We start from the raw sequence: 22,586 nt of genomic DNA on the forward strand, positions 1-22,586 counted from the left end.
AATATTATGTAAGCTTTATAATATGGAATTAAGCTTTTTGTTCAGCTAAAATTTCTTTTTTCTTATTCTTGTTCATCCAGAAAATTCCAAATGCAGACAACAGGATGAATAATCCGAATGATAGTAGAGAAAGCCATTTCCCTTTTTCAATTACTTCAGGCTCAAATACCATTCTGATGTGGTGGTTTCCTGCAGGAACATGTACTGCACGAAGTAAGTAATCTGCTTTGATGTACGGAACTTCTTTCTCATCCACCAATACTTTCCAGCCATGAGGGTAATATACTTCAGAGAATATTGCTAATTGCGGAGTCTTCGACTGAGATTTAAATTCAAGTTCGTTAGGCTGGTATTTCGTAAGATTGATAAATGCTGCAGGATCTGCCTGAACCGGTTTGTTGTCAAAATAGGATTTATCAGATGATGCAATAACTGCTGTTTTCTTATTGTCGATAGTCCCGATGGATTTAATTTCCTGATTAGGAGAATCTACAAACTTTAAATCACTTACAAACCATGCATTTCCATTGGCTTTTGGATTAGGAACAACCTGTGGCTGCTCAGGTCCTCCGAAAACCATGTACTTGGCATTTAATAAGTTTAAGATATTAGGTGTTTTTACACTGTCTACATTATTGATGTATTCATTCAGAACATCATCATATCTTCTTAGTTTTACGGCGTGATAACCACCAATTGAAGCTTTAAAATAAGAGGTATTGGTCTCACTTGTCACACCCAGGGTCTGGTTGTAAATTCTGTAATGAGTTTTGTCTTTTTCAGCGATTGTTTCCAATGTTTTGTTAATATTGACATTGGATAAAATGGATTCCAGATTAGGATTCCCCTGAACTTTTTCAGCCAGCAGATCTGAACTTTCTGTTTGGAAAGGATTTTCAGCAAATATTTTATCTACGTAGTTTTCGTCATTTAAATAACGTTTGTTTACGGTCCATAGATCAAATAAGCTTACTACTCCAATTACTACCAAAGCAATATTCTGATTAAGCTTTTTCTTTAAGGTTAAGAATAAGGCAGCAGCTGTAATCGCTACATAAATAAATGCTTTTATGGCATCTATTCTGAATAGTTTATATCTTTCATCTACAAGATAATCCAGTAGAAAAGGAGGAAAATAAGTTTTTTCGCCTTCTGTAGAAAACCCTAATAATGATTTTCCGAAGATCAAAAGAATTAATAAAAATCCTAAAGTTCCACCTCCAACATACATAAGAATTTTCTGCTTGTATTCTTCAGTCAGCTCTTCGTCTGTGAAGAATCTGTATAATCCCAGAATGGCAATTAAAGGAAATAATAATTCCACTACAACCAGAATTGAAGAAGGTGCTCTGAATTTATTATAAAACGGAACATAATCAATAAAGAAGTCAGATAATGGCATAAAGTTACTTCCCCAAGCCAGTAAAATAGTCAGGATAGAAGCACCTAAGATCCAGTAACGGTATTTTTTTCTGGCAAAGAAGAATCCTAATAAAGCAAGGAAACATACAATGGCTCCCTGATAAGCAGGTCCTGAAGTTCCCGGCTGATCTCCCCAGTAGGTCATTCCGCTGAAGCCTTTTGAAATTCTGTCCATTTCAGCCTGTGAACCAACATTTTCCTGAACCAGTTCCTGAACTCTGTTCATCATTTCTTTTCCTTCCGGCTCCTGGCTTCCGCCACCCATCAATCTTGGGATGAAAAGGTTTAAAGTTTCAAGCTGTCCATAGCTCCACATCAGCATACTTTCTTTATCCATTCCGGATTTTCCTGAAGTATGGCTGTCATTATTTAAGATCTGCTTTCCACGAACTGTTTCTTTTACATACTCAGAATTGGCCATGATTCTTTGTGAATTCATTCCAACTCCGATAATGCATGATGCTGCAATAATTCCTGATGAAATAAGGAAATGCTTCATCGGTGTCTTTTTCAGTATTGCTCTGATCAGTTCAGACAAGAATAAAAATCCTAGTGCAAGGAACAGATAATACGTCATCTGCGGGTGATTGGCTGCAATCTGAAGCCCCATAAAAAGGGTAGTAACAATGAATCCCCAGATGTATTGTTTTCTGATATAAACCAGTAAAATTCCGGCTAACAGCGGTGCAAAATACTCAATGGTGTTTACTTTACCATTGTGCCCGGCTGCAATAATGATATAAAAATAGGTTGAAAGTCCGAAGAAAGTGGCCCCTAAAAGTGCATACTTCCAATTTCTGACTACTACCATTCCCAAAAGGAAAAAACCTGCAAACAGCAGGAAGAGATAATTAACCGGCCTTGGCAGGAAATTCAGATTGCTGTCGATTTTCTTGATGATGTCACCTTTGAACTGGCTTCCCATCTGATAAGTCGGCATTCCCCCAAACATGGAGTCACTCCAATAGGTTTCATTTCCGGTATTCGCTCTATAGTCGAGCAGTTCTTTTGCTCCTCCTCTGTATTGCACAATATCGTGCTGGAAAAGTTGTTTTCCTGTAAATACAGGAGTAGAATATAAAAATGCTAAAACTATAAATACTACTAATGAAGCTGCAATATAAATGAAGTTTTTATTTTTTGCCATGCTGGTTATTATCTTTTATTTCTTGGAATGTTTACCTTTTGTCCTTACTCTCTTTCACCTCTTCAAAGTCTACAGTTTCTGCATCCCAGTTAAGGTTCTGTTTGTTATTCTTATTCGAGTCTTGTATATCCTGCTGTCCGTTGTTTTGATTATTGTTATTAAAACGGTAACTATAAAATGTCTTAAAGAAAATCCTTTTCAGAATATTCCAGACAAAGAAAATAATAATGGCAGTGAGTACTAACTCAAGAATGTACTTCATAATGTTAAAATTTAAAGTTCAGGGTTTAAATAATAAACCCTGAATGCATTTAATTCAGTTATTTAGCAGATGGGTTTACCATTACCGATGAATTGGAAACGCTTTTCATAGACTGAGATTGTTTTCCATCTGAAATGGTTTCTATCTGTGTTGTTTTTACGTTGATATTCTGGTTGGTAATCCATCCTGTGCTTTCGTCAAACTTAATGGTTCCGTTCTGAACCAGTTCACTGCTCAGGCTGTGTGTAATAGGTCCCTGAGCTTTCTTTTCAGTCTTCTTAGGAATACCTCCGGTAACGGCAATTTCTGCTGATCCGTTTCCTAAACTTTTCATTACATAATTGGAAGTTACTTTTACAGCTCCACTTGCATCTGCATTTTCAGAAGTAGACCATTTTTCACCAATTTTTACTCCTTTTTTAGGAATAATCATCAGGTTTTTATGGAACTGATCTTTTAATACCTTTTCATTGAATGATTCTTTAAGACTTGCCACAACACTCGCTTTTTGATTGGCATCTTTGATAAGAGTTCCTACTGCATTGGAAACTTTTGTATAAACAGCATCAAATCCTGTAATAGAGATTACATTCCCTTTTGTATCCATTTTCATGGCAAGTTTGTTTCCGGTAAGTGCTTTGTTTACATTCCAGATCATTTTAAGATCATCCTCTTTAGGAAGAGCAAGCTTGGTATCTACCACTACTGTTTTTCCCTGTGCAGACTGGGAATTTCTTTTCGCTACAAGGTTAAGGGTCATTTCGTATACATCCCCTTTAATATCATTAACTACAAAGTTCATTTCATCCGTAGATTCACTGGTTGCAGTGATGGATTTTCCCTGAGGATCCGTCATTGTTTTTACATCCCTCTGATAAGTGGTAAGAGGATAAGTTTTCCCTTTTTCAAGCTTAAAAGTCTGTGTAATAACTCCTGCAGAATCTTTGATTGCCGGATTTTCTGCAACTTTTGCCACAGAGTCAGCAGGAACTTCTACGGTTACCGTTTTTCCGGTTTTAGGATCTACTTTCGTTATTTTTGCCGTTTCTTTTTTACAAGATACAAGAGCTATTGATGATATAAGCGCAAGCGCTGCAATGTTCTTCATTTGATTTTAACTTTATTTTTTACTACTATTTCTTATTATATTTTCTGCAATATCATACAGTTTCCCCTGAGATTCTCCATCTGACTCATTAGACAGTATAACAACTCCCATATTTTTTGATGGATAGACCTGAAGTACGCTTGAAAAACCAAATGTACCTCCGGTATGAAAAACCATTTGAGTTCCGTCTTCATAGGTATGTGCCCTCCAGTACAGTCCGATTCCATCTCCATCGCTTTTTACAAGAGGAGTATGGGATATTTTTACATATTTATTGCTTTCATCCAAATGGTACTGCATGTATTTCACGAGATCTCCTGTTGTAGAAAGAATTCCGCCTGCAGGAGCCATAATTGTTGTGAAATTTCTGGGCATTACCTTTCCTTTTTCATTATAGCGAGTCAATAGCTGTGCAGAATTCGTACCAACAATGGTTTGGTTCATTTTCAGAGGCTTTGTAATATACTCTGAAAGCAGATTTTTATAGCTTTTCTGATATACTTTTTCCAGGATATCTCCTGCGATCTGTGTTCCTACATTGGAATATTTATAGTTTGTTCCGGGTACAAAATCTACTTTAGCCTGATGAAGATCTTCATAAAACTTCTTTTTCGAGTAGTTTTTATAAAAATCAGCTAATGCTATAGCAACAGAGTCCATCGGTTTTTTAAATGTTTCAGACTGATCCGGTAAGAACTGAGGTAATCCTGATGAATGATTGGTAAGATTACCGACCGTTATCGGCTGTTTTTCAAATTCAAGATTAGGATAATTCCCGCTAAGATATTTCCGGATATCATCATCTATTTTAATTTTACCGTCTGCTAAAGCATGGGCCAGAAGTGTTCCGGTAAAAGTCTTGGTGATGGATGCGATCTCGTAAACACTTTTGGAGGTCGGAAGTTCTGATTTTCCGATTTCCGTGGTTCCATAATTATAAAAATAACTTTTACCATCTTTGAAAATACCTATTGAGAGCCCTACACGTGCAGGATTCTGCATATAAGTGAGCGCTTCCTTCTGAACAATTTTATCAAGTTCAGTGGTAAGGTGGTTGTCAGTTGTTGTATTTTTTGTCTGTGCATTCAATGCAAATGGTACAAAAAATAATGGTAAAAGCAATTTTATTTTCATGTTTAAGGATTTGGTATAGCAGTCATTTTCTGTCTTACCGCTTCATACAAAATCGCTCCACATGCTACAGAAACATTCAGAGATTGAGTTTTTCCTTCAATAGGAAGTTTTATTTTTTCGTCAGCATGATGAAGAACCTCTTTAGAAATTCCGGTTTCTTCATTCCCCATAACAATAGCACATGGCTCTGTAAGGTTGACATCATAAATTAATTTCTGAGCTTTTTCACTGGCTGCATACACAGAAATTCCGCTTTGCTGAAGGAAATCCACAGCATGAGCCAGGTTGTTTTCTTTACATATTTTAATATTGTAAATAGCACCTGCAGAGGTTTTTATAGCATCAGAATTAATAGGAGCTGCACCCTTTTCCGGAATGATTATAGCATCAACACCTACACATTCTGCCGTTCTGCAGATAGCACCAAAGTTTCTTACATCAGTAAGTCTGTCCAGAATTAAAAGAAAAGGAGTTTTTCCCTGCTCAAATAATTGTGGAACAATATCCTCCACTTTATGAAACGGTACATCCGAAATAAAAGCAACCACACCTTGGTGGTTTTTTCTTGTAAAACGGTTCAGTTTTTCAACCGGAACATAATTGGGACGGATTTTATTTTTCGCTAAAATTGCTTTTAGTTCAGCATAAATAGGACCTTGAAGTGCATTTTGCACAAAGACCTTGTCAATCGTTTTTCCCGCTTCAATTGCTTCAATCACGGGACGCAGCCCGAAAATAAAATCGTCTTTCATTGAGTTGTTTAAAATTTTATGTTTAAGGTTTAAAGTTCATCGTTTAAAGTTCAAGGCTTACTGTGTAAAGTTTTGAATTTTAAGGTTTGTACTTTGTACCTTTTAAATCTGTTGTATTTAAATATTTTATAAAAGAGCTGATCTTTCTACTTAACGTTTCTGTCTGCTCAATTAATGTTTCAAATTTTTCCTGCGAAATAAAACTTCTGTCGAAGACCCGATACAATTGTGATCTGGTTTCCCCACATGAAGCTTTAGCAATAGAAAGAAACTGTATAAATTCTCTGTTACCGTTTTTTTCAAATCCTTCAGCAATATTATCCATTACTGAGCCTGAAGAACTGTCAATTTGATTACAAAGTTTAAAATTATTTTTAAGATTGGTAGATTCAATGATATGAAAAACTTCATTGCTAAGCTCTCGAGACAACTTCCAAATTTCTAAGTCTTCGAATCTATTAATTGTCCCTATAACGTTAAACTTTAAACAAAGAACCTTGAATCTAATATTTCTCTCCTAAAATTGCTCTTTTCTGCGCCATCACATATCCGTAGTGAAGGCTTTCATGCATGTTGTTGAAGATAATGGCATCCTGAATGCTTTTCAGATCCATCCCAAAACTTGTCGTGTAAGGAGTGTAGTCTGAGAAGAAATCACTGTCATAATCCTTCATTAAAATCTTCGAAGTTTCCGTAAGTAAAAACTCTAAATCTTCTACTTCCGACTTCTGAACATTTAAATTCGGTAAAGTTCCTTTTTTGTAAGTTTCGATCCAATATTTGTCAATACGGAAAGGATTTCCGCTTAGGTAATAATGCAAAAGCTGCTGTGTAGCAACAGTATGAGCAATATTCCAGTAAATATTATTGTTGAAACCATCCGGAATCAGAATCAGATCTTCATGGGATGTGTTCTGAAGGACGTCTAAAACGTTCTTTCTTACCTGTCTGTGCGCTTGAAAATGATAATTCATTTTGCGAAATTTTTAATCACCAAAAATAGTTTAATAAACTGGAAATGACAATTTTTGAGCAGGTGATTAAAGCAAAATTTATATATTTTTATGAAAAAATAGAATAATCTTATTGAGTTTTAAGCTTTCAGCAGTTCTTAACCTTGCATCAATACTGGAATATTTAACAAACTTTAACTCAAAAATGGCATTTATTGTGTTGATTAATGCAAGTATTTATCAGAAATTTACCACTTATTTTAAATCAAGCTATGTCAGAGATATATCAAGCTGAAGATATCCGCCAATTGACGGAAAAAGTAAAAGAAAAAAACTACTTATTTTCTCTTCTGAGACAGGAAATCAACAAAGTTATTATTGGGCAGGATTACATGGTAGACCGTCTTTTGGTAGGGCTTTTGGGGAATGGTCACGTTCTTCTTGAAGGGGTGCCGGGATTGGCTAAAACCCTTGCCATAAAAACGTTGGCAGATGCTGTTCATGGTGAATTTTCAAGAATTCAGTTTACACCGGATTTGCTTCCTGCAGACGTAGTGGGAACCATGATTTACAATATCAAAGACAATGATTTTTCTATAAAAAAAGGTCCTGTATTCGCGAACTTTGTACTGGCAGATGAGATCAACCGTGCGCCGGCAAAAGTGCAGTCGGCTCTTTTGGAGGTAATGCAGGAAAAGCAGGTAACGATTGGTGATGAAACAATGAAGCTGCCGAAGCCGTTCCTGGTATTGGCAACCCAAAACCCCATTGATCAGGAAGGAACTTATTTGCTGCCTGAAGCACAGAGTGACCGTTTTATGTTGAAATGTACCATAGATTATCCTTCTTTTGAAGATGAAAGACAGGTAATGAGAATGGTTTCAACTTCACATCAGCCGACTGTGAAACCTGTGATTTCTCTTCAGGATATTGTAGATGCAAAAGAATTGATCAACCAGATTTACCTGGATGAGAAAATTGAAAAATATATTCTGGATATGGTTTTTGCGACGCGTTATCCGGAAAATTACGGTCTTTCTGATCTTAAAAATTATATCAGCTTTGGGGCGTCTCCAAGAGCATCTATTAACCTTGCTATCGCTTCAAGAGCATATGCATTCCTAAAGGGAAGGGCCTTTGTGATTCCTGAAGATGTAAAAGCATTGGCAAAAGATGTATTGAGACACAGAATAGGCTTGACTTTCGAGGCTGAAGCAGAAGAAGTTTCATCAGAAGAAATCGTTAGTAGAATTTTAGCAAAAATCCAGGCCCCGTAATGAGTAATGTACTAATCAGAAAAGCAGTTCTGGAGGACTGTGCTTCCATGCTGGATTTAATTAAAGAGCTGGCGGAATATGAAAAAGCATTGCATGAAGTAACAGTGACGCTGGATGAATTTATTCAGGATGGTTTTGGAGTTTCTCCGGTCTGGGGAGCTTTTGTGGCAGAATTTGAAGGTGAAATAGTGGGAATATCGCTGTATTATGACAGATATTCAACATGGAAAGGAAGAAGGCTGTATCTTGAAGATCTTGTTGTGACAGAAAGACTGAGAGGAAAACAGATCGGAAAAATGCTGTTTGATGCTACGCTGGAATATGGAAAATCAAAAAATTACAGTGGAATGGTGTTCCAGGTATTGAACTGGAATGAGCCAGCCATCAATTTTTATAAAAAATACAGTCCGAAGTTTGATAACGAATGGTTGAATGTATCTATTGAGTTAAAAAATTAACTTGAAACTATCATCCTGTATTCTACATTAAACTTTGAATTTTAAACCTTAATTTGGTCTATGCAGATAAAAGATATTGTAAAAAAAGTAAAGCAGATTGAAATCCGTACCAGAAAAAAGACGGAGGCTGCTTTGATGGGGCAATATCACAGCGCTTTTAAAGGGCAAGGGATGACTTTCTCTGAAGTTCGTCCTTACCAGTTTGGAGATGAAATCAGAAGAATCGACTGGAATAAAACTGCAAGATTCCGTGAGCCATTCGTAAAAGTAATGGAGGAAGAAAGGGAATTGACGATGATGATTCTTGTTGATATTTCTGCTTCCATGGATTATGGTACGAAAGTTCAGCTGAAAAGAGAATATGTAGCCGAAATAGCAGCAAGCCTAGGATTTTCAGCAGCCGGAAACAATGATAAAGTAGGATTGATCCTGTTTGCTGATAAAGTATATAAAGTAATTCCTCCTCAAAAAGGAAGAAAACATATTCTTTCCATTATCAGTAATATTCTGACCGCAGATTATGTTCCGGCAGAATCCAGAATAGACAAAGCGATGGAATATATGATGGGGATTTTTAAAAGGAAATCTCTGGTTTTTCTGTTTTCAGATTTTGGAGATGAATATGATTCCAAAATGCTGAGAGTAGCTTCAAAGAAGCATCAGTTGTTGGGAATGAGGATTTATGATGAAAAAGATAATGAGATTCCTGACGTAGGATATGCCCGTTTACTTGATGCGGAAACCGGAAAAGAAATATGGGCCAATACTTCCAGCGCAAGATGGCGGTATACCTTCGCGGAAGCTCAAAAACAAAAGCTGAGAGCTCTGGAAGAAGATTTTGCCAACAGCTCTGCCAGTTTTATGAATATTAATACCGGCTCAGATTATTCAAAATTGTTGTATAATTATTTTCAGAAAAAATAACACGGGCTCAGCTCGTAACTAAAAACATCAGGCATTTGCCTTTATTATTTTAACATTGAGAAAAATACTTTTAATATTATCTTTTCTGATCTGTGCGAATGCTTTTTCACAGATATTATCCTCTAACGTAGAAAAGAAAACCCTTGCTCTTGGAGAAATCAATCATATTACCATAAAGATTGATAATCTTAATGAGCAGCAGGTAACTTCCGCTCCGAAAAATGAACTGCTCCCTTTTCATTTTGAAGAAACCAAAGACAGTATCGGGCAGACGGCTAATTCTTACGAAAGAAAGATTGAATTTGCTGTTTTCGATGAAGGGAAGTTTACTATTCCGGAACTGGAATTCAAAGTAGGAGATAAAGTACTTAAAACTATTCCTTATGAAATAGATGTCATTAATACGGCTCAGAAAGCAGATCAGATCAATGATATCATGAGTAATAAGCAGGTGAAACTTGACGCTAAGGATTATTGGGAGCTTTACAAGTTTTATATTCTGGCAGCACTCGCAGGTATTGCTTTAATTATTGCAATTGTTATGATTGTAAAATGGGGCAGGAAATCCAAAAGTTCTCCGGTAATAGCTACCAATCAGACTTTGAAAGAGCTTGACTCACTTAAAAAGAAAAAATATATTGAAGGAGGAAACTTCCGTTCATTCTATGTTGAACTCATTGATATTTCCAGAACCTTCATTACCAAACAATACCATCTTCCTGCAGATGTTCTTCTTACAGATGACCTTATTGATGTCATGAAAAAGAACAATACAATTTCACAGGACAACGAAAAAATAATAGAGGATGTATTCCTGAGAGGAGATCTGGTGAAATTTGCCAAAACCTTCCCTGATCAAAATACAATGGAGACCGATTTTGCCAATATCAGAGATTTTGTGAAAAGATCATCCAAAGATTTAGAATTCGAAAACTTAAGAAAGGATGTTTAATTTTGAATTTTACAGCCCATGGTTCTTGTTACTTTTTCTATTGTTTATCCCTCTTTTAATTAAGGATACCGGAAAACAGAGAAGAAAAGGTATAAAAGTGCCTACCATAAAGAATATGGACCATAGCGATGGAATCCAGGGGGTACTTTTTTTACTGAAAATCTCAAAGTATATTATTCTTTCTGCTTTGATTATTGCCATGGCCAGACCGAGAACGTTTACGATTTCTCAGGACAGGGATGATACAAAGGGAGTAGATATTATGCTGTCCATTGACGTTTCGTTAAGTATGCTTGCAAAGGATCTGAATCCCGACAGAATTACAGCATTGAAAGATATTGCTGTAAAATTTGTTCAGAAACGTCCCAATGACAGAATTGGAGTGGTAGCTTATGCTGCAGAAGCCTTTACCAAAGTTCCGGTTACTTCAGATCATCAGGTGGTGGTTGATGAAATTAAAAACCTGAATTCTGCAGGTCTTGAACCTGGTACGGCTATCGGAGAAGGTCTTTCTGTTGCAGTGAATCATTTGATTAAAAGCAAAGCAAAAAGTAAAGTGGTGATCCTGATGACGGATGGGGTAAGCAATATTCAGAATGCCATTCCTCCACAGGTTGCAGCTGAGCTGGCAAAAAATAATAATATAAAAGTATATGCAATCGGAATCGGTACCAATGGGTATGCTCTGATGCCAACATCGCAGGACATCTTTGGAGATCTTATCTTTACGGAAACAGAAGTGACTATTGATGAAAATACCTTGAAAGAAATTGCACAGACTACAGGAGGGAAATACTTCAGAGCAACCTCAAACAGCAGTCTGGAAGAAATATATGATGAGATCAACCAGCTGGAAAAATCTGATGTGAAAGTTTCCAAACTGTACAATTATGAAGAATATTTCAAGATATTTCTTTGGATTGCTTTAGGAATGGTGGTATTTGACGCATTATTGAGATGGGTGTTTTATAAAATTTTAAGCTGATGAGTTGGTCTTTAGGAAATTATTGGTACTTATTTTTACTGTTGCTTCTGCCGCTGTTAGCTTCCTTTTTGATCCGTTTCTTGAAATGGAGAAATAAGAAAAGGGAAATTTTTGCAGCCAGCCAGTTTCACGATAACTTATTTGAAAAGAGATCAGGATTTACGAAGTTTTTTCCTGTATTATATTTATTAGGAACATTGTTTCTGATATTTTCCATCATTGATCTTTTGAATGGTTCAGAAGAGGTGAAAAGTACCCAGAAACTGAACAATGTGATCTTCATGCTGGATGTATCCAATTCTATGAATGCTGAGGATATAGACCCAAGCCGCCTTGCAGAAGCTAAAAACCTGATGACGGCTACAATGAAGAAAATGAATAATGACAAGGTGGGTATTGTCATCTTTGCCGGACATGCAATGTCTATCATGCCTCTTACTACAGATTATAATTCCGCAGAGACTTATATCAGCGGGATTGAAACCAATTCTATGCAGATTCAGGGGACGGATTTTCTAAAAGGGATGCAGGCTGCCGCGGATAAATTTAAAAATGTAAGCAAAGGATCAAGAAAAGTAATCTTGCTGAGTGATGGTGAAGATAACGAAGGGAACGATAATGCAGCGATAAGACTGGCAAATAAAGAAGGTATAAGCGTTACTTCTGTAGGAATTGGTACCGACGAAGGAGCCCCGGTTCCGGAATATGTATTTGGGCAGCTGATGGGGTACAAAACAGATGTGAACGGTGGAACAGTTATTTCAAAGAGACAGACTGAAGCCTTAAAGAAAATGGCAGAATCTACAGACGGAACTTATATTGATGGCAATAATATCAATGAAGCTCCGGACAGAATTGTTGATGCAGTCAATAAAAAGTCTGCAGGTGCTGAAACCATGGTGAAATCACAGAATGCCAATCATTATTATCAATATTTCCTTGGAGTATCTATTCTGTTTTTCTTTTTAATTTATATTTTTAATCCGAAAAAGGATTTTAATGTGTAGATTTCCCTTATTTATAGAAGAAATTCTACAAGTACTTTAACCGAATTTTAACAAATAAAACTCTGTTTCTTAACATATAAAGGAATAATTTTGCAAGTGATGAATACTAAAATCATATTTTTATCGTTTATTGTTGTCATCTCGTTCTCAGGCTTCATGTCTGGGCAGGAAAACTACAGGAATTTAGTTCATGAAGGCAACCAGAAATTTGACGGTAAAGATTATGACGGAGCCTCCTCAAAATATATGGAAGCAATAAAATCTAATGATAAAGATTTTACTGCTCACTATAATATGGGGAATGCTCTCTATAAAAGTAAAAAATACGAAGAGGCAAAGACGGAGTTTGAAAAAGCAGAGAAACTTTCACAAACACTTCCTGATAAGACTGCCGCTCTTCATAATTTAGGGAATGCTTATATGCAGATGAACCAGCCGGAAAAAGCGGCTGATTTTTATAAGAAAGCTCTGAAGCAGGATCCCTACAGTGAGGTAACCAGAAAAAATTATGAGATTGCCAAACTGAAAGAGAAAGAAAAAGAACAACAAAAGAACCAAGAGAATAACTCAGGAAAAGGCGGCGGCGGAAATGATCAGAACAAAGGTGACGATCAGAAAGGCGACAAAGACAAAAAACAGGATCAAGGAAATGGCCCGCAAAACGAAGGTAAAAGCGACCAGGGGGATAATCCTAAGCAGAATAAGAATAATGAAGGCAGAATGCCTAAGAATCTTGAAAATGCGATCTTAGATAAAATAAACGAAAAAGAAAAAGAAACCGCCAGAAGAATTTTAAACAAAAATTCTTATTCGATGCCTGAAAGCAACGAGAAAGATTGGTGATGCAGCACAAATTGATTTACATATTGCTTACCCTCGCATCCGTAATTACTTACGGACAGGTAAATCTTACTCTGGATGCTGACAAATCCGAGTATGCAGGGAAGGATATCGTAAACCTTACTATTGTTCTTGAACTTAACGGAAGTGACCTTGTACAACAGACAGGTTTTCAGCTTCCGGATCTTTCAAAATTTAATATTATAGGAAGCGGATCTGTTACCAATACCGTTATTGATCCTGCTACCAATACTTTAATTACTCAAAAAGTATCGAGAATTGCTCTCGAACCTAAGAAAAAAGGAAAAATAAAAATTGGTTCTGTGCTGGTTACAGTAAACAACAGAATCTATAAAACAGAACCTTTCGATGTCAATATCCGTGATATTGTTGATAGAAGAGCATTAGCTGCCAATACATCCAATGATGTCTATCTGAATATGGAAATTGATGACAGGGAAGTCTATCAGGATCAGCCTACCATTGCTGTTCTTAGAGTATATTCAAGAAATATGGATAACCTGAGAAAGGTGAAAAATATCCATCTTCCACAGCAGGATAATATCAATGTACATCCTATTAATTTTGATAAATCTGAGATAGATCCGTCTGGATATGGAAATATGCCTTCACAGGTGTTGGCCATGTTTATGGTATTTCCAAATGAAGCAGGATTTATTGAAGTTCCCGGAGTATCGGCTTCTGTGAGCAGCTATTCTAATAAAACGAAGATTGTCTCCAATAAAGTAAAAATCAATGTAAGAAAGCTTCCGGAAGGAGCTCCTGAATGTTTTAAAAATGCTGTTGGAAGCTTTAATGTCAATGTATATAACGCTTCCAAAGAAAAACCGGAAGCTAAAAAGCCGCTGAATGTTGTTGTGAAGGTTTCAGGAGAAGGAAACTTACCGGATATGGAACTTCCTAAAATTGCAGCATCTCCGGATTATGAAGTTTTTCCTCCGAAAATTACCTCCAAAGTTTCTCCGGGAACTACAGGAATGAAAGGCGAGATTCTGGCTAATTATGTTATTATTCCAAAAAAAGCAGGGGCAATCTCTATTAAAACTGAGCAATTTGCTTTCTTTGATCCTGAAAATAAAGAATATGTAGATCTGGGACAAAAAACACTGGATCTTAATGCTTTTTCTCACGATCAGATCCTGGAAGCCCGCTCTACGGTAGAAAAAGTAAATGAGTATACTAATAACCTTCTGGAGACTGTAAATACACCGGTTTTAAAAACTACTTCGTTCAAAGTAAAAGAAAAAAGTAAATTCCATTGGAATATCCTTTTAACGAATATCGCCATTCTGATAAGCTTATTTGTGGCTTATCTGTTATTTAAAAATTGGCAAAAAAAACGTACATTAGTTAGGGAAAATATACCGTCAAAACCTTTAGGTTCAGTAGCTGAAACAGAAAAAGAGATCAGAGAATTGCTGAAAACAGATATCAATGATTATTTCGGTTATCTGGAAAATCTTAAAGATAACGGCGATTATGAAAAGTTCTTTACAACGCTGGAGGAATTGGATCAGGAAGTGAGAAGTCAGTATTTTCAAGGCTCTGCAGCAGAGTTTAAGACTTTTCTTGAAAAACACAAAGGCGCTTCAGTTGCAGAAGAATACAATAAATTGCAGCAGAGAATTCAGATGGAGAAATACAATCCTGTGAAATCTGCTGATGCACTTGAAGAACTTTTGAAAACAATTGTTAATTTGTATTCACAAATTAGCAAATAGTCAGTTTATTTTCATATTTTTGCGAAATTTTTAATTACAAAGAGATGGAAATTTTTGATGGTTTCTCTTTTAAAGAGGTCGTTACCAGCTTTATGGTTCTTTTTGCCGTTATCGATATTATCGGCTCGGTTCCTATTATAGTAAGTCTTCAGCAGAAGTTCGGACAGATTGAGGCCGGAAAGGCTGCAATCACTGCTGGTGCTATTATGATTGTTTTCCTTTTCGTAGGAAATAAGATCCTTAAACTTATTGGAGTAGATGTAAATTCTTTTGCCATTGCCGGTGCTTTTGTGATTTTTGTCATAGCCTTGGAAATGATTTTAGGAATTGAAATTAATAAAACAACTGAAGCAAAGGCTGCATCTATTGTACCCATCGCATTTCCGCTGGTTGCAGGAGCAGGAACTTTAACCACAGCACTGTCTCTGAGAGCTGAATTTCATGATATTAATATTATCCTCGGAATTGTTCTTAATACAATTTTCGTATATTTGGTGCTGAAATCAGCGAAATGGTTGGAGAGGAAAATTGGGGATGCTACTTTGATGATCCTTCAGAAAGTTTTCGGAATTATCCTTTTGGCAATTTCAATTAAATTATTCACCGCAAATTTTGCCCAGTTGGTGCAGAATTATATTAATTTTTAAGAGTCATGAAGAAGTTTTATAAAGTATTTTTAGTACTGTTTATTGTATTCATCGCCATCAATCTTTATGCGATCAACTGGCAAGCGACAGATATCTTAGGAGATGAAGATAACGTTAGGTTTGCGTTCTCAGCTGGAGCTGCTGCATTAGGCCTTATTTTGCTTTTTGTAATGGATACATGGAGTAGAATCGGTTTAAAGAAATAATTGAATATTTCATATAGATATAAGCCTCTTTCATTTTGAAGGAGGTTTTTGTTTTATTAGGTAGAAGGTGATAGGGATTAGGAAATAGGTTATCTTAAATACAATTTTGGTTTTTTATATTCAATAGAGGTGTGCTTTGGTCTGTTCAAACAAGTATAAAACCTCAATTGGCATTAGTCGAAGCAAATTATTACGCAAAGTTCGCAAAAATGATTATAAACCATTTTAAAATCGTTCGTAATGGCGTTACACTCAACAAAGAAAACTATAGGCAAAGATCTGCGAAAATCCGTGAAATCTGCGGTTAAATAGTACAATCAATCAAGATATTAAAAGTTCCCGGAGTTCTGTGAAATAACCAGGTTTTTCAATATGGCTTCAGACTTCAGTTCTGTTTCTTTCCATTCTTTCTCCGGATTGCTTTGAGCTGTTATTCCACCTCCCACAAAAACATGTACAGAATCTTTATAAAGCCTTGCACAGCGTAGATTTACAAAATACAGAATACTTTCTTCGGTTTCAACTTTGATATACCCGGCATAAAATTCACGTGAAAATTTTTCGTATTTACGGATATTCTCATTGCAAAAATCTTTTGGAATGCCACAGACAGCAGGAGTAGGGTGCAGGTCCTGAATAATACGGTCAAGGTCTTCTGCTTTAATATGGGTCTTAAAATCTGTGCGTAAATGCTTTATATTTCCTGAAATATGATCATAGGTTTCCGATTGTTTTACATTGTCAGAATAATTGTTAAGAATATCCTGAATATAAGTAGTAACAGGTTTCTGTTCTTCAATTTCCTTTTCAGACCATTCTTCAGATACCGGAAGAGTACCGGCAAGGGCCATGGTTTCAAACTCGTGGGTGATTTTATTGAATTTTCCTAAAACTTCTGAGAAAGCCCCCATCCATGTGTTTTGCCCGTCGTTAAACAGATATCTGAAAGCATTGGGATAAGAATTACACAAATTTTCGAAACTTTCTCTATAATTGATTGTCTTGAAATCTGTAAAAATCTTCCTTCTTGAATAAACAAGTTTAGGTAGATTGTTTTCTTTGATTACTTCAATCACTTGCTGTAGAGTATGACAGTATTCTTCCTTCGTTTCAGCAGCAGAATTTGTTGAGTCACTGATCAATTCTTCGTTTGTAATTGAAGTATGGGTAAATTCTTCAGCATTAACTTCAACAATATTTCCATGGAAACTGATTTGATCTAAACCATTGTAGGAATAAAAATTGACTGCATTTTTTGTATTTTTTTCATCAGCAGACAGTAGTCTTTCGTCAAAAGGGAGTTTGAAATAAATCATGAGCTATGAAGGAATTTTTGAAAATCAATGACCAGAAATAATATAAGGACTTTCCGGAGTAATTTTCCTTTCTGCAAAGGTATTACTAGTCTTAAAAATGTCAAAATAAAAAGAGCTTAAATTTATTTTAAGCTCTTTATTTTTTATGTTGTGGTAACTTATCTGTTAATGATATTATTCGTCATTGTTGTATGATTGATCAAAACCCCTTTTTCATCACGGATTTCAATTTCTGAAACGTGCATGGATTTTCCTTTTCTGATAAAACGTGCAGTAGCCGTTACAATGCCGTCCTTTTTGCTTCTTAAATGATTGGAATTGATATTGGTTCCTACTCCGTAATATTTTTCACCATCAATGAAGATATTAGACAGGCTTGACCCTAAAGTTTCGGCCAAAACACAGCTTGCTCCTCCGTGCATAATGCCAAACGGCTGATGTGTTCTTGGAAGAACAGGCATAGTGGCAGTAAGGGTTTCATTTTCAAGATCAATATCGATGAATTTTATTTCAAGGGTTTTGGCAAGCGTTACATCTCCCCAGTTATTGATGAATGCTAATATTTCTTCTTTTGTCTGACCTTTCATTTTTTATAATTGATAAATGATGATTGATTAATTTCGTTTTTAGCTTTATTCATTACCGGTTCCCATGATATCAGGATTCCAGTTTTCGGGAACTTTCGGGACAATATCATTTTTTATATAATAGTCCTGAATTTCCTTCATAATTTCTGAAAAGGGAACGGAAGCTATTCTTTCGTAAGGAATAGTATAACCCAGGTAAACAATATTTCTTTTGAAATCACCTGCTGCCAGTACAATAGGAACTTTTGCAGCGAGGGCCATATGATAGAATCCTTTTCTCCATTTCGGAACCCAGCTTCTTGTTCCTTCCGGGGTAATAACAAGACTGAAATCTTCTTTAGAAAACTGGTTGGCTACAAAATTCACCAGATCATTTTTCTGGGTTCTGTCTATACCAATACCGCCAAGACCTTTTACGATACTTCCATACCAGGCTTTGGTGTGGGCATCTTTAATAATGATTTTTAAAGGTTTTTCCAGTGACCAATAGGCGAAATTTCCTAAAATGTATTCCATATTATGGGTGTGAGGTGCTACCACTAGGATACACCTGTTCAGGTTGTTGACATCGCCCTGCAGAACGACCTTCCAGCCTAATATTTTTAACATTGCTTTGCCTATCAGCTTTTTCATAGATTTCTTGAATTAAAAACAAAAAAGTATAACCAAACTTTGGTTATACTTTACAAATATATTGAAATATTATCGCTCTTAAAACAAACCGCTAATTAAATCTACGATTTTCATTACGAATTCCATTGCAAATTGTATCATGATAAAGCTGTGTTTTTGGTTGGTTGGTTATTAAATTTTAGCTCTACGAAATTAAACTTTTTTTTTTACATAAGAAACTAAATATGGCTTTATTTTTACTTTTCTGAGAGAAGAAGAGTGTGAATTTCAAACGGTTGCCATCCACTCACACCTTCTACCACTCTCTGAAGTTAATTATTTAGTTTGTATGGAAATTTCGTTTTTCCCGTCTTTGATTTTGATGTCCATATCTTTATTTGATTTTTTGATATTGGACACTGCAGAATCAATTACTTTCTTTGCCTGGTTGTTCGGAACTTTTTTGCCATTTACGATGATACTGTCTTGATCATCAGAGTTATACTCAATACTAGAACCGTTTACCGTGATTTTATTTTTTTCAATTCTAACGCCGTTGTTATCTTCATCGTTGTCCTGATCTTCATCATTGATACCATCTCCGTCTAAGTCACCATCAATATGGATATGGTTTTTGTTCATTGAAATAACCACTGCTTTTTGCGGAACTACAAGTTCATATTCCAGGCTATAGTCTCTGAATCTGTGTTCATATGGATATTTGATATAGTTTGGAAGTAGTATTTTGTTGTTTACAACTTCTACAGGAACTGTCAGCTGAATTGGGAAATTGTATCCTTTTCCTTCTTTTTTGATGATCAGATAAGGTGTTTTAATATCTGGTTTTCTTGTTACGTCTACAGAGATATAGTCTTCTTCATACACTGATCTTTTGTCAGAATAAATGTCATTATTATAAGCTTTGAAATTCTGAGGAATATTGATTTGCTTTACATCTACATACACTGTATCTGAAGTAGTGTTGATGGCCACATTCTCTACATCTTCCTTACTTCCTCTGTAGATCATGTCTTTTTTAGCCATGCTTATTCCGAAGTACGTTCCCAGTCCGATCAGAAGAAGAAATAAACCTCCTACTACCCATCCGATATTTCTCAGTTTTGTTTTTGGAGAAAATATCTTAATACTTAATAAGCTGAAAAGAATTGCTGGAATTAAGCTTCCGATTACCATCATGGCTGCCAATACTTTATCAAGACCCTGGTCATCCATATAGAATCTTATTTCATTGGCACCAGGAAAGTCTGTATCCATTCCGAAAAGACCGAATAATACAAATACTCCGATAATGCTGCTTACAGCCATCAATACGAAGAATCCTCCTACGATATACTTGAAAACATTCCAGATTCCGCTGCTTGCATTGTTGATATAAGGTTTGTTTTCGTTGTATATTTCTCCGACCCTCTGAGTAGATTCATTGGCAAACTGAACCAATTTATTAGACTCATTCTTAAGATTGTCGAAGTTCATAGGCTTTCCCTGCATTTTCAGGAAATCTGCTGCTGTTTCAGCTTTTGGAAGTACGATCCAAAGGATTACATATAAAAGACCGATCAGTGAAGATGAAATGGCTGCTGTAAAAATTCCTAATACAAAAATTCCCAGCCAGATTGCTCTCATTGCGGTAATATCCATTCCTACATATTGAGCTAAACCTGCGCAAACCCCTGCTACTTTTTGTTTTTCCGGGTCACGGAACAGTTGTTTTTTATCGGAATAATAAGTTCCTGAATTGGTATTTTTGGCAGATGTTTTTTCAGAAAAATAAGCCTCTTCCTGTTCTTCAATTTTTTCCGGGCTTCCGATCTGTGCGATTACCTTTTCTACATCGGTATCATTTATTACTTCACGTTTTCCCAGAGAATCTTTGAAAATCTCCACCATTCTTATTTCTATGTCATGCATTACCTCATCAGCTTCAGAAGCATCCAGTGAGCTTCTCAGAGCGTTCAGGTAATCGCTGAGCTTTATATATGCGTGTTCTTCTATTGTAAAAGAAAAACCTGCGAGTCCTATTGAGAGTGTCTTGTTCATAGCTTTGTTTTTTAATTTTGTTGGGTGATGTTTTTTACTGAGGCTGTCAGCTCATTCCATGTGTTTTGAAGTTCATCCAGGAAAAGTTTTCCTTTTTCTGTGATCTGATAATATTTTCTGGGTGGTCCTCCTGTAGATTCTTCCCATCTGTAAGAGAGAAACTCTCCGTTTTTAAGTCTTGTAAGAAGAGGGTAGAGGGTTCCTTCCACTACATCCAGTTTTCCTTTTTTCAGTTCATCAATAAGATCAGAAACATACATTTCGCGATTATTGATGAGACTTAGAATACAGAATTCCAGAATTCCTTTTCGCATTTGCGCTTTGGTATTTTCGGTATTCATCTTTGATAAGTTTTGTTAATTAGTTATATAATTTTCGAAGTTCGGAACCTAGCTAGTTGTACCTATTTCGATTTTACATTACAAAGATATGTAAATAAAATGGTATTATGCAATACAAAGTAGTGAAATTTTTAAAATAAATAGTATAAATATTTGATAATCAGATTTATAAATTTTACTATGAATTTTGATAAGAATGAATTTGATCAAAAAATATTTAAATTTTAAATGAAAATGAAAGAAATAAAGAGAAAAAAGTTATCATTCATTAATTATTGCTCATTACCCAAAATATAGCCCCGATAGCAGCGGTTACCCCACAGCGGCTTGGGTTCAGGTACGGAGCGAGGAGTATGAGCGTATAGCGGGAAATAGCTTCTTATTACTGAACACTCTTTTATTTAAAGGCTGTTAAAATGTTTCAGATCCTTACAGATAATAAGGCCGGAATTTTGAGATCGGTATTATGATTCGTATTTTTGTTAGGAAAAAAACACCTAAATCACTTACTATTACCATGAATTTATTCAATAAGTATAAACATTTACCGGCTTTTGTTTTACTGGGGCCTGCATGTTTCGGACAATATCAGTTTGAGGTTAAAAATGCATCAAAGAATTATGATGCAATCATCCAGGTAGAAAATTGCTATGATGGCCGGTGCAGCGGCAAAGGAACTGTAGAATTGTTTGATCATAAAAATACAAAGGTACAGACTTTTGCATCGGATAATCTGGTGTTGGAAACAGATCAGACTGAAAAGCCCAGGCTGGGAAAAATGATCCAGCTGACAAATAAACAGAACTCTGTAATCATTAATGATTTTAATTTTGACGGAACTGAAGATATAGCGGTAAGGAACGGGAATATGGGAAACTATAGCGCTGCTTCCTATGACGTTTATGTATTCAACAGTACAAGAATGGCATTTGTGAAGAGTAAAGAACTTACGGATCTTGCGTCCAGTGCTCTTGATATTTTTGATGTGGATGTGAAACGTAAGCGCCTGATCTCCTATGGAAAATCTGGCTGTTGTGATATTTTTACCACTGAATATGCTGTTGTTCCCAATAAAGGACTTGATAAAGTCTTTGAAAAAGAAGAAGATATGACGGTAGAAGGCCGCGTAAAAGTGATCACTAAAGAAAAGATCAATAATAAATGGGTAACCAAAACAAAGGTGTACCCTTCAGAACAATATAATAGAGAAAAGTAGATGAAAATTCAGAAAGAGATTGATTTTATCCTGGCAGTGGATGCCTTGAAAAATGTACAGCGAAGAAATTATAATGCTGATGATTCCCGAAGAGAGAATACTGCGGAACATTCATGGCAGATCATCATTCTTGCTCAGATTCTTTATCCATATGCTAAAAACCGTGCAGATATTGATCTGTTGAGAGTGATAAGAATGCTTTCCATTCACGATTTGGTAGAGATAGAAGCTGGGGATACCTTTATTTTTGATGAAAAAGCAATGGTAGGGAAGTTTGACAGAGAGAAAGCATCTGCACAAAAGATTTTCGGTATCCTGGATGAGCCTTTGCGTACAGAGTTCTTCAATCTATGGCTTGAGTTTGAAGATGAGAAAACACCGGATGCTATTTTTGCCTGTGGAATCGACAGAATTATGCCATTTATCTTAAATTCCCATACTTCAGGAAAAAGCTGGACGGAAGCCGGAGTAACAGAAAAACAAATCCGGAATATGCTTGAAAATGCTATCAGCAGAGCATCGGATGAAATGGGAGAAGCCTTTGAACTGCTGCTGAGCAGAAGCCTGGAAACTGAAAAAGTTGTGAAATAAATTTATTGAAAATAGAATAAGTTTCGGGCGGCCAAAGGCCGCCCGAAAC

Annotated in this window: 24 protein-coding genes; 12 read left to right on the forward strand and 12 right to left on the reverse strand. The window is 36.0% G+C overall.

What is annotated here, in order from left to right; all coding sequences use genetic code 11:
• Positions 1 to 28: 28 nt before the first annotated feature.
• The 7 genes from ACPF63_RS03680 to ACPF63_RS03710 form a co-directional block, all read right to left on the reverse strand.
• Positions 29 to 2,569: a YfhO family protein gene (locus ACPF63_RS03680; protein WP_426482018.1), complete on the reverse strand. Its 2,541-nt coding sequence runs from the start codon at positions 2,567 to 2,569 to the stop codon at positions 29 to 31.
• Between the two features lie 31 nt (positions 2,570 to 2,600).
• Positions 2,601 to 2,831, reverse strand: a complete 231-nt coding sequence (locus ACPF63_RS03685; protein ID WP_047387482.1) for a hypothetical protein — start codon at positions 2,829 to 2,831, stop codon at positions 2,601 to 2,603.
• A 58-nt stretch (positions 2,832 to 2,889) separates the two neighbouring features.
• The gene (locus ACPF63_RS03690) at positions 2,890 to 3,939 is read right to left on the reverse strand and encodes a DUF6263 family protein (protein WP_426482019.1); all 1,050 of its coding nucleotides are present in this window, start codon (positions 3,937 to 3,939) and stop codon (positions 2,890 to 2,892) included.
• Between the two features lie 12 nt (positions 3,940 to 3,951).
• Positions 3,952 to 5,073 carry a serine hydrolase domain-containing protein gene (locus ACPF63_RS03695; RefSeq protein ID WP_426482020.1) on the reverse strand — a complete coding sequence of 374 codons (1,122 nt, stop codon included), beginning with the start codon at positions 5,071 to 5,073 and terminating at the stop codon, positions 3,952 to 3,954.
• A 2-nt stretch (positions 5,074 to 5,075) separates the two neighbouring features.
• Complete coding sequence (rlmB, locus tag ACPF63_RS03700; protein WP_077418341.1) at positions 5,076 to 5,825, reverse strand: 23S rRNA (guanosine(2251)-2'-O)-methyltransferase RlmB; 750 nt, start codon at positions 5,823 to 5,825, stop codon at positions 5,076 to 5,078.
• Between the two features lie 79 nt (positions 5,826 to 5,904).
• On the reverse strand, positions 5,905 to 6,297 hold the full coding sequence (locus tag ACPF63_RS03705; RefSeq protein ID WP_426483198.1) for a four helix bundle protein: 393 nt from the start codon (positions 6,295 to 6,297) through the stop codon (positions 5,905 to 5,907).
• A gap of 31 nt (positions 6,298 to 6,328) precedes the next feature.
• A complete protein-coding gene (locus tag ACPF63_RS03710) occupies positions 6,329 to 6,799 on the reverse strand; it encodes a DinB family protein (protein ID WP_426482021.1) in 471 nt (156 codons plus the stop codon).
• 251 nt (positions 6,800 to 7,050) lie between these two features.
• Between ACPF63_RS03710 and ACPF63_RS03715 the strand changes: the two genes are divergently transcribed.
• The 10 genes from ACPF63_RS03715 to ACPF63_RS03760 all read left to right on the forward strand — a co-directional run bounded on the left by ACPF63_RS03715 (position 7,051) and on the right by ACPF63_RS03760 (position 15,816).
• Positions 7,051 to 8,055, forward strand: coding sequence for an AAA family ATPase (locus tag ACPF63_RS03715; RefSeq protein WP_426482022.1), 1,005 nt, complete (start codon positions 7,051 to 7,053; stop codon positions 8,053 to 8,055).
• Entirely contained in the window at positions 8,055 to 8,513 is a 459-nt protein-coding gene (locus ACPF63_RS03720; protein ID WP_426482023.1) for an N-acetyltransferase family protein, read from the forward strand. The genes ACPF63_RS03715 and ACPF63_RS03720 overlap by 1 nt, the downstream gene beginning before the upstream one ends.
• Before the next feature lie 60 nt (positions 8,514 to 8,573).
• Positions 8,574 to 9,437, forward strand: coding sequence for a DUF58 domain-containing protein (locus ACPF63_RS03725; RefSeq protein ID WP_426482024.1), 864 nt, complete (start codon positions 8,574 to 8,576; stop codon positions 9,435 to 9,437).
• A gap of 55 nt (positions 9,438 to 9,492) precedes the next feature.
• Positions 9,493 to 10,389, forward strand: coding sequence for a BatD family protein (locus tag ACPF63_RS03730; protein WP_180564328.1), 897 nt, complete (start codon positions 9,493 to 9,495; stop codon positions 10,387 to 10,389).
• On the forward strand, positions 10,382 to 11,374 hold the full coding sequence (locus ACPF63_RS03735; protein ID WP_426482025.1) for a VWA domain-containing protein: 993 nt from the start codon (positions 10,382 to 10,384) through the stop codon (positions 11,372 to 11,374). Before ACPF63_RS03730 ends, ACPF63_RS03735 begins: the two co-directional genes overlap by 8 nt.
• A complete protein-coding gene (locus ACPF63_RS03740) occupies positions 11,374 to 12,381 on the forward strand; it encodes a vWA domain-containing protein (RefSeq protein ID WP_426482026.1) in 1,008 nt (335 codons plus the stop codon). Before ACPF63_RS03735 ends, ACPF63_RS03740 begins: the two co-directional genes overlap by 1 nt.
• A 99-nt stretch (positions 12,382 to 12,480) precedes the next feature.
• On the forward strand, positions 12,481 to 13,224 hold the full coding sequence (locus ACPF63_RS03745) for a tetratricopeptide repeat protein (RefSeq protein WP_426482027.1): 744 nt from the start codon (positions 12,481 to 12,483) through the stop codon (positions 13,222 to 13,224).
• On the forward strand, positions 13,224 to 14,963 hold the full coding sequence (locus ACPF63_RS03750; protein WP_426482028.1) for a BatD family protein: 1,740 nt from the start codon (positions 13,224 to 13,226) through the stop codon (positions 14,961 to 14,963). The genes ACPF63_RS03745 and ACPF63_RS03750 overlap by 1 nt, the downstream gene beginning before the upstream one ends.
• 44 nt (positions 14,964 to 15,007) lie before the next feature.
• Positions 15,008 to 15,610 (forward strand): MarC family protein, encoded by a 603-nt coding sequence (locus tag ACPF63_RS03755; protein WP_047387516.1) that lies wholly within the window; start codon positions 15,008 to 15,010, stop codon positions 15,608 to 15,610.
• A gap of 5 nt (positions 15,611 to 15,615) precedes the next feature.
• Positions 15,616 to 15,816, forward strand: coding sequence for a hypothetical protein (locus ACPF63_RS03760; RefSeq protein ID WP_047387519.1), 201 nt, complete (start codon positions 15,616 to 15,618; stop codon positions 15,814 to 15,816).
• A 329-nt stretch (positions 15,817 to 16,145) separates the two neighbouring features.
• Here the strand turns inward: ACPF63_RS03760 and ACPF63_RS03765 are convergent, their stop codons facing one another.
• The 5 genes from ACPF63_RS03765 to ACPF63_RS03785 all read right to left on the reverse strand — a co-directional run bounded on the left by ACPF63_RS03765 (position 16,146) and on the right by ACPF63_RS03785 (position 20,730).
• Positions 16,146 to 17,132 carry a chorismate-binding protein gene (locus ACPF63_RS03765; protein WP_426482029.1) on the reverse strand — a complete coding sequence of 329 codons (987 nt, stop codon included), beginning with the start codon at positions 17,130 to 17,132 and terminating at the stop codon, positions 16,146 to 16,148.
• Between the two features lie 158 nt (positions 17,133 to 17,290).
• A complete protein-coding gene (locus tag ACPF63_RS03770) occupies positions 17,291 to 17,719 on the reverse strand; it encodes a PaaI family thioesterase (protein WP_149386627.1) in 429 nt (142 codons plus the stop codon).
• 45 nt (positions 17,720 to 17,764) lie between these two features.
• On the reverse strand, positions 17,765 to 18,352 hold the full coding sequence (locus tag ACPF63_RS03775) for a 1-acyl-sn-glycerol-3-phosphate acyltransferase (RefSeq protein ID WP_077418358.1): 588 nt from the start codon (positions 18,350 to 18,352) through the stop codon (positions 17,765 to 17,767).
• A 315-nt stretch (positions 18,353 to 18,667) separates the two neighbouring features.
• On the reverse strand, positions 18,668 to 20,389 hold the full coding sequence (locus ACPF63_RS03780) for a PspC domain-containing protein (protein WP_426482030.1): 1,722 nt from the start codon (positions 20,387 to 20,389) through the stop codon (positions 18,668 to 18,670).
• An 11-nt stretch (positions 20,390 to 20,400) separates the two neighbouring features.
• On the reverse strand, positions 20,401 to 20,730 hold the full coding sequence (locus tag ACPF63_RS03785) for a PadR family transcriptional regulator (protein WP_047387534.1): 330 nt from the start codon (positions 20,728 to 20,730) through the stop codon (positions 20,401 to 20,403).
• Positions 20,731 to 21,247: 517 nt separating this feature from the next.
• Here ACPF63_RS03785 and ACPF63_RS03790 point away from each other — a divergent pair.
• Together ACPF63_RS03790 and ACPF63_RS03795 are read left to right on the forward strand one after the other, a co-directional pair.
• On the forward strand, positions 21,248 to 21,946 hold the full coding sequence (locus ACPF63_RS03790; protein WP_426482031.1) for an XAC2610-related protein: 699 nt from the start codon (positions 21,248 to 21,250) through the stop codon (positions 21,944 to 21,946).
• Positions 21,947 to 22,537, forward strand: coding sequence for an HD domain-containing protein (locus ACPF63_RS03795; protein ID WP_077418364.1), 591 nt, complete (start codon positions 21,947 to 21,949; stop codon positions 22,535 to 22,537).
• Positions 22,538 to 22,586: the final 49 nt, after the last annotated feature.

This window comes from Chryseobacterium sp. R2ACT005 (assembly GCF_049949215.1).
In the GTDB taxonomy this organism is placed as follows: Bacteria; Bacteroidota; Bacteroidia; order Flavobacteriales; family Weeksellaceae; genus Chryseobacterium.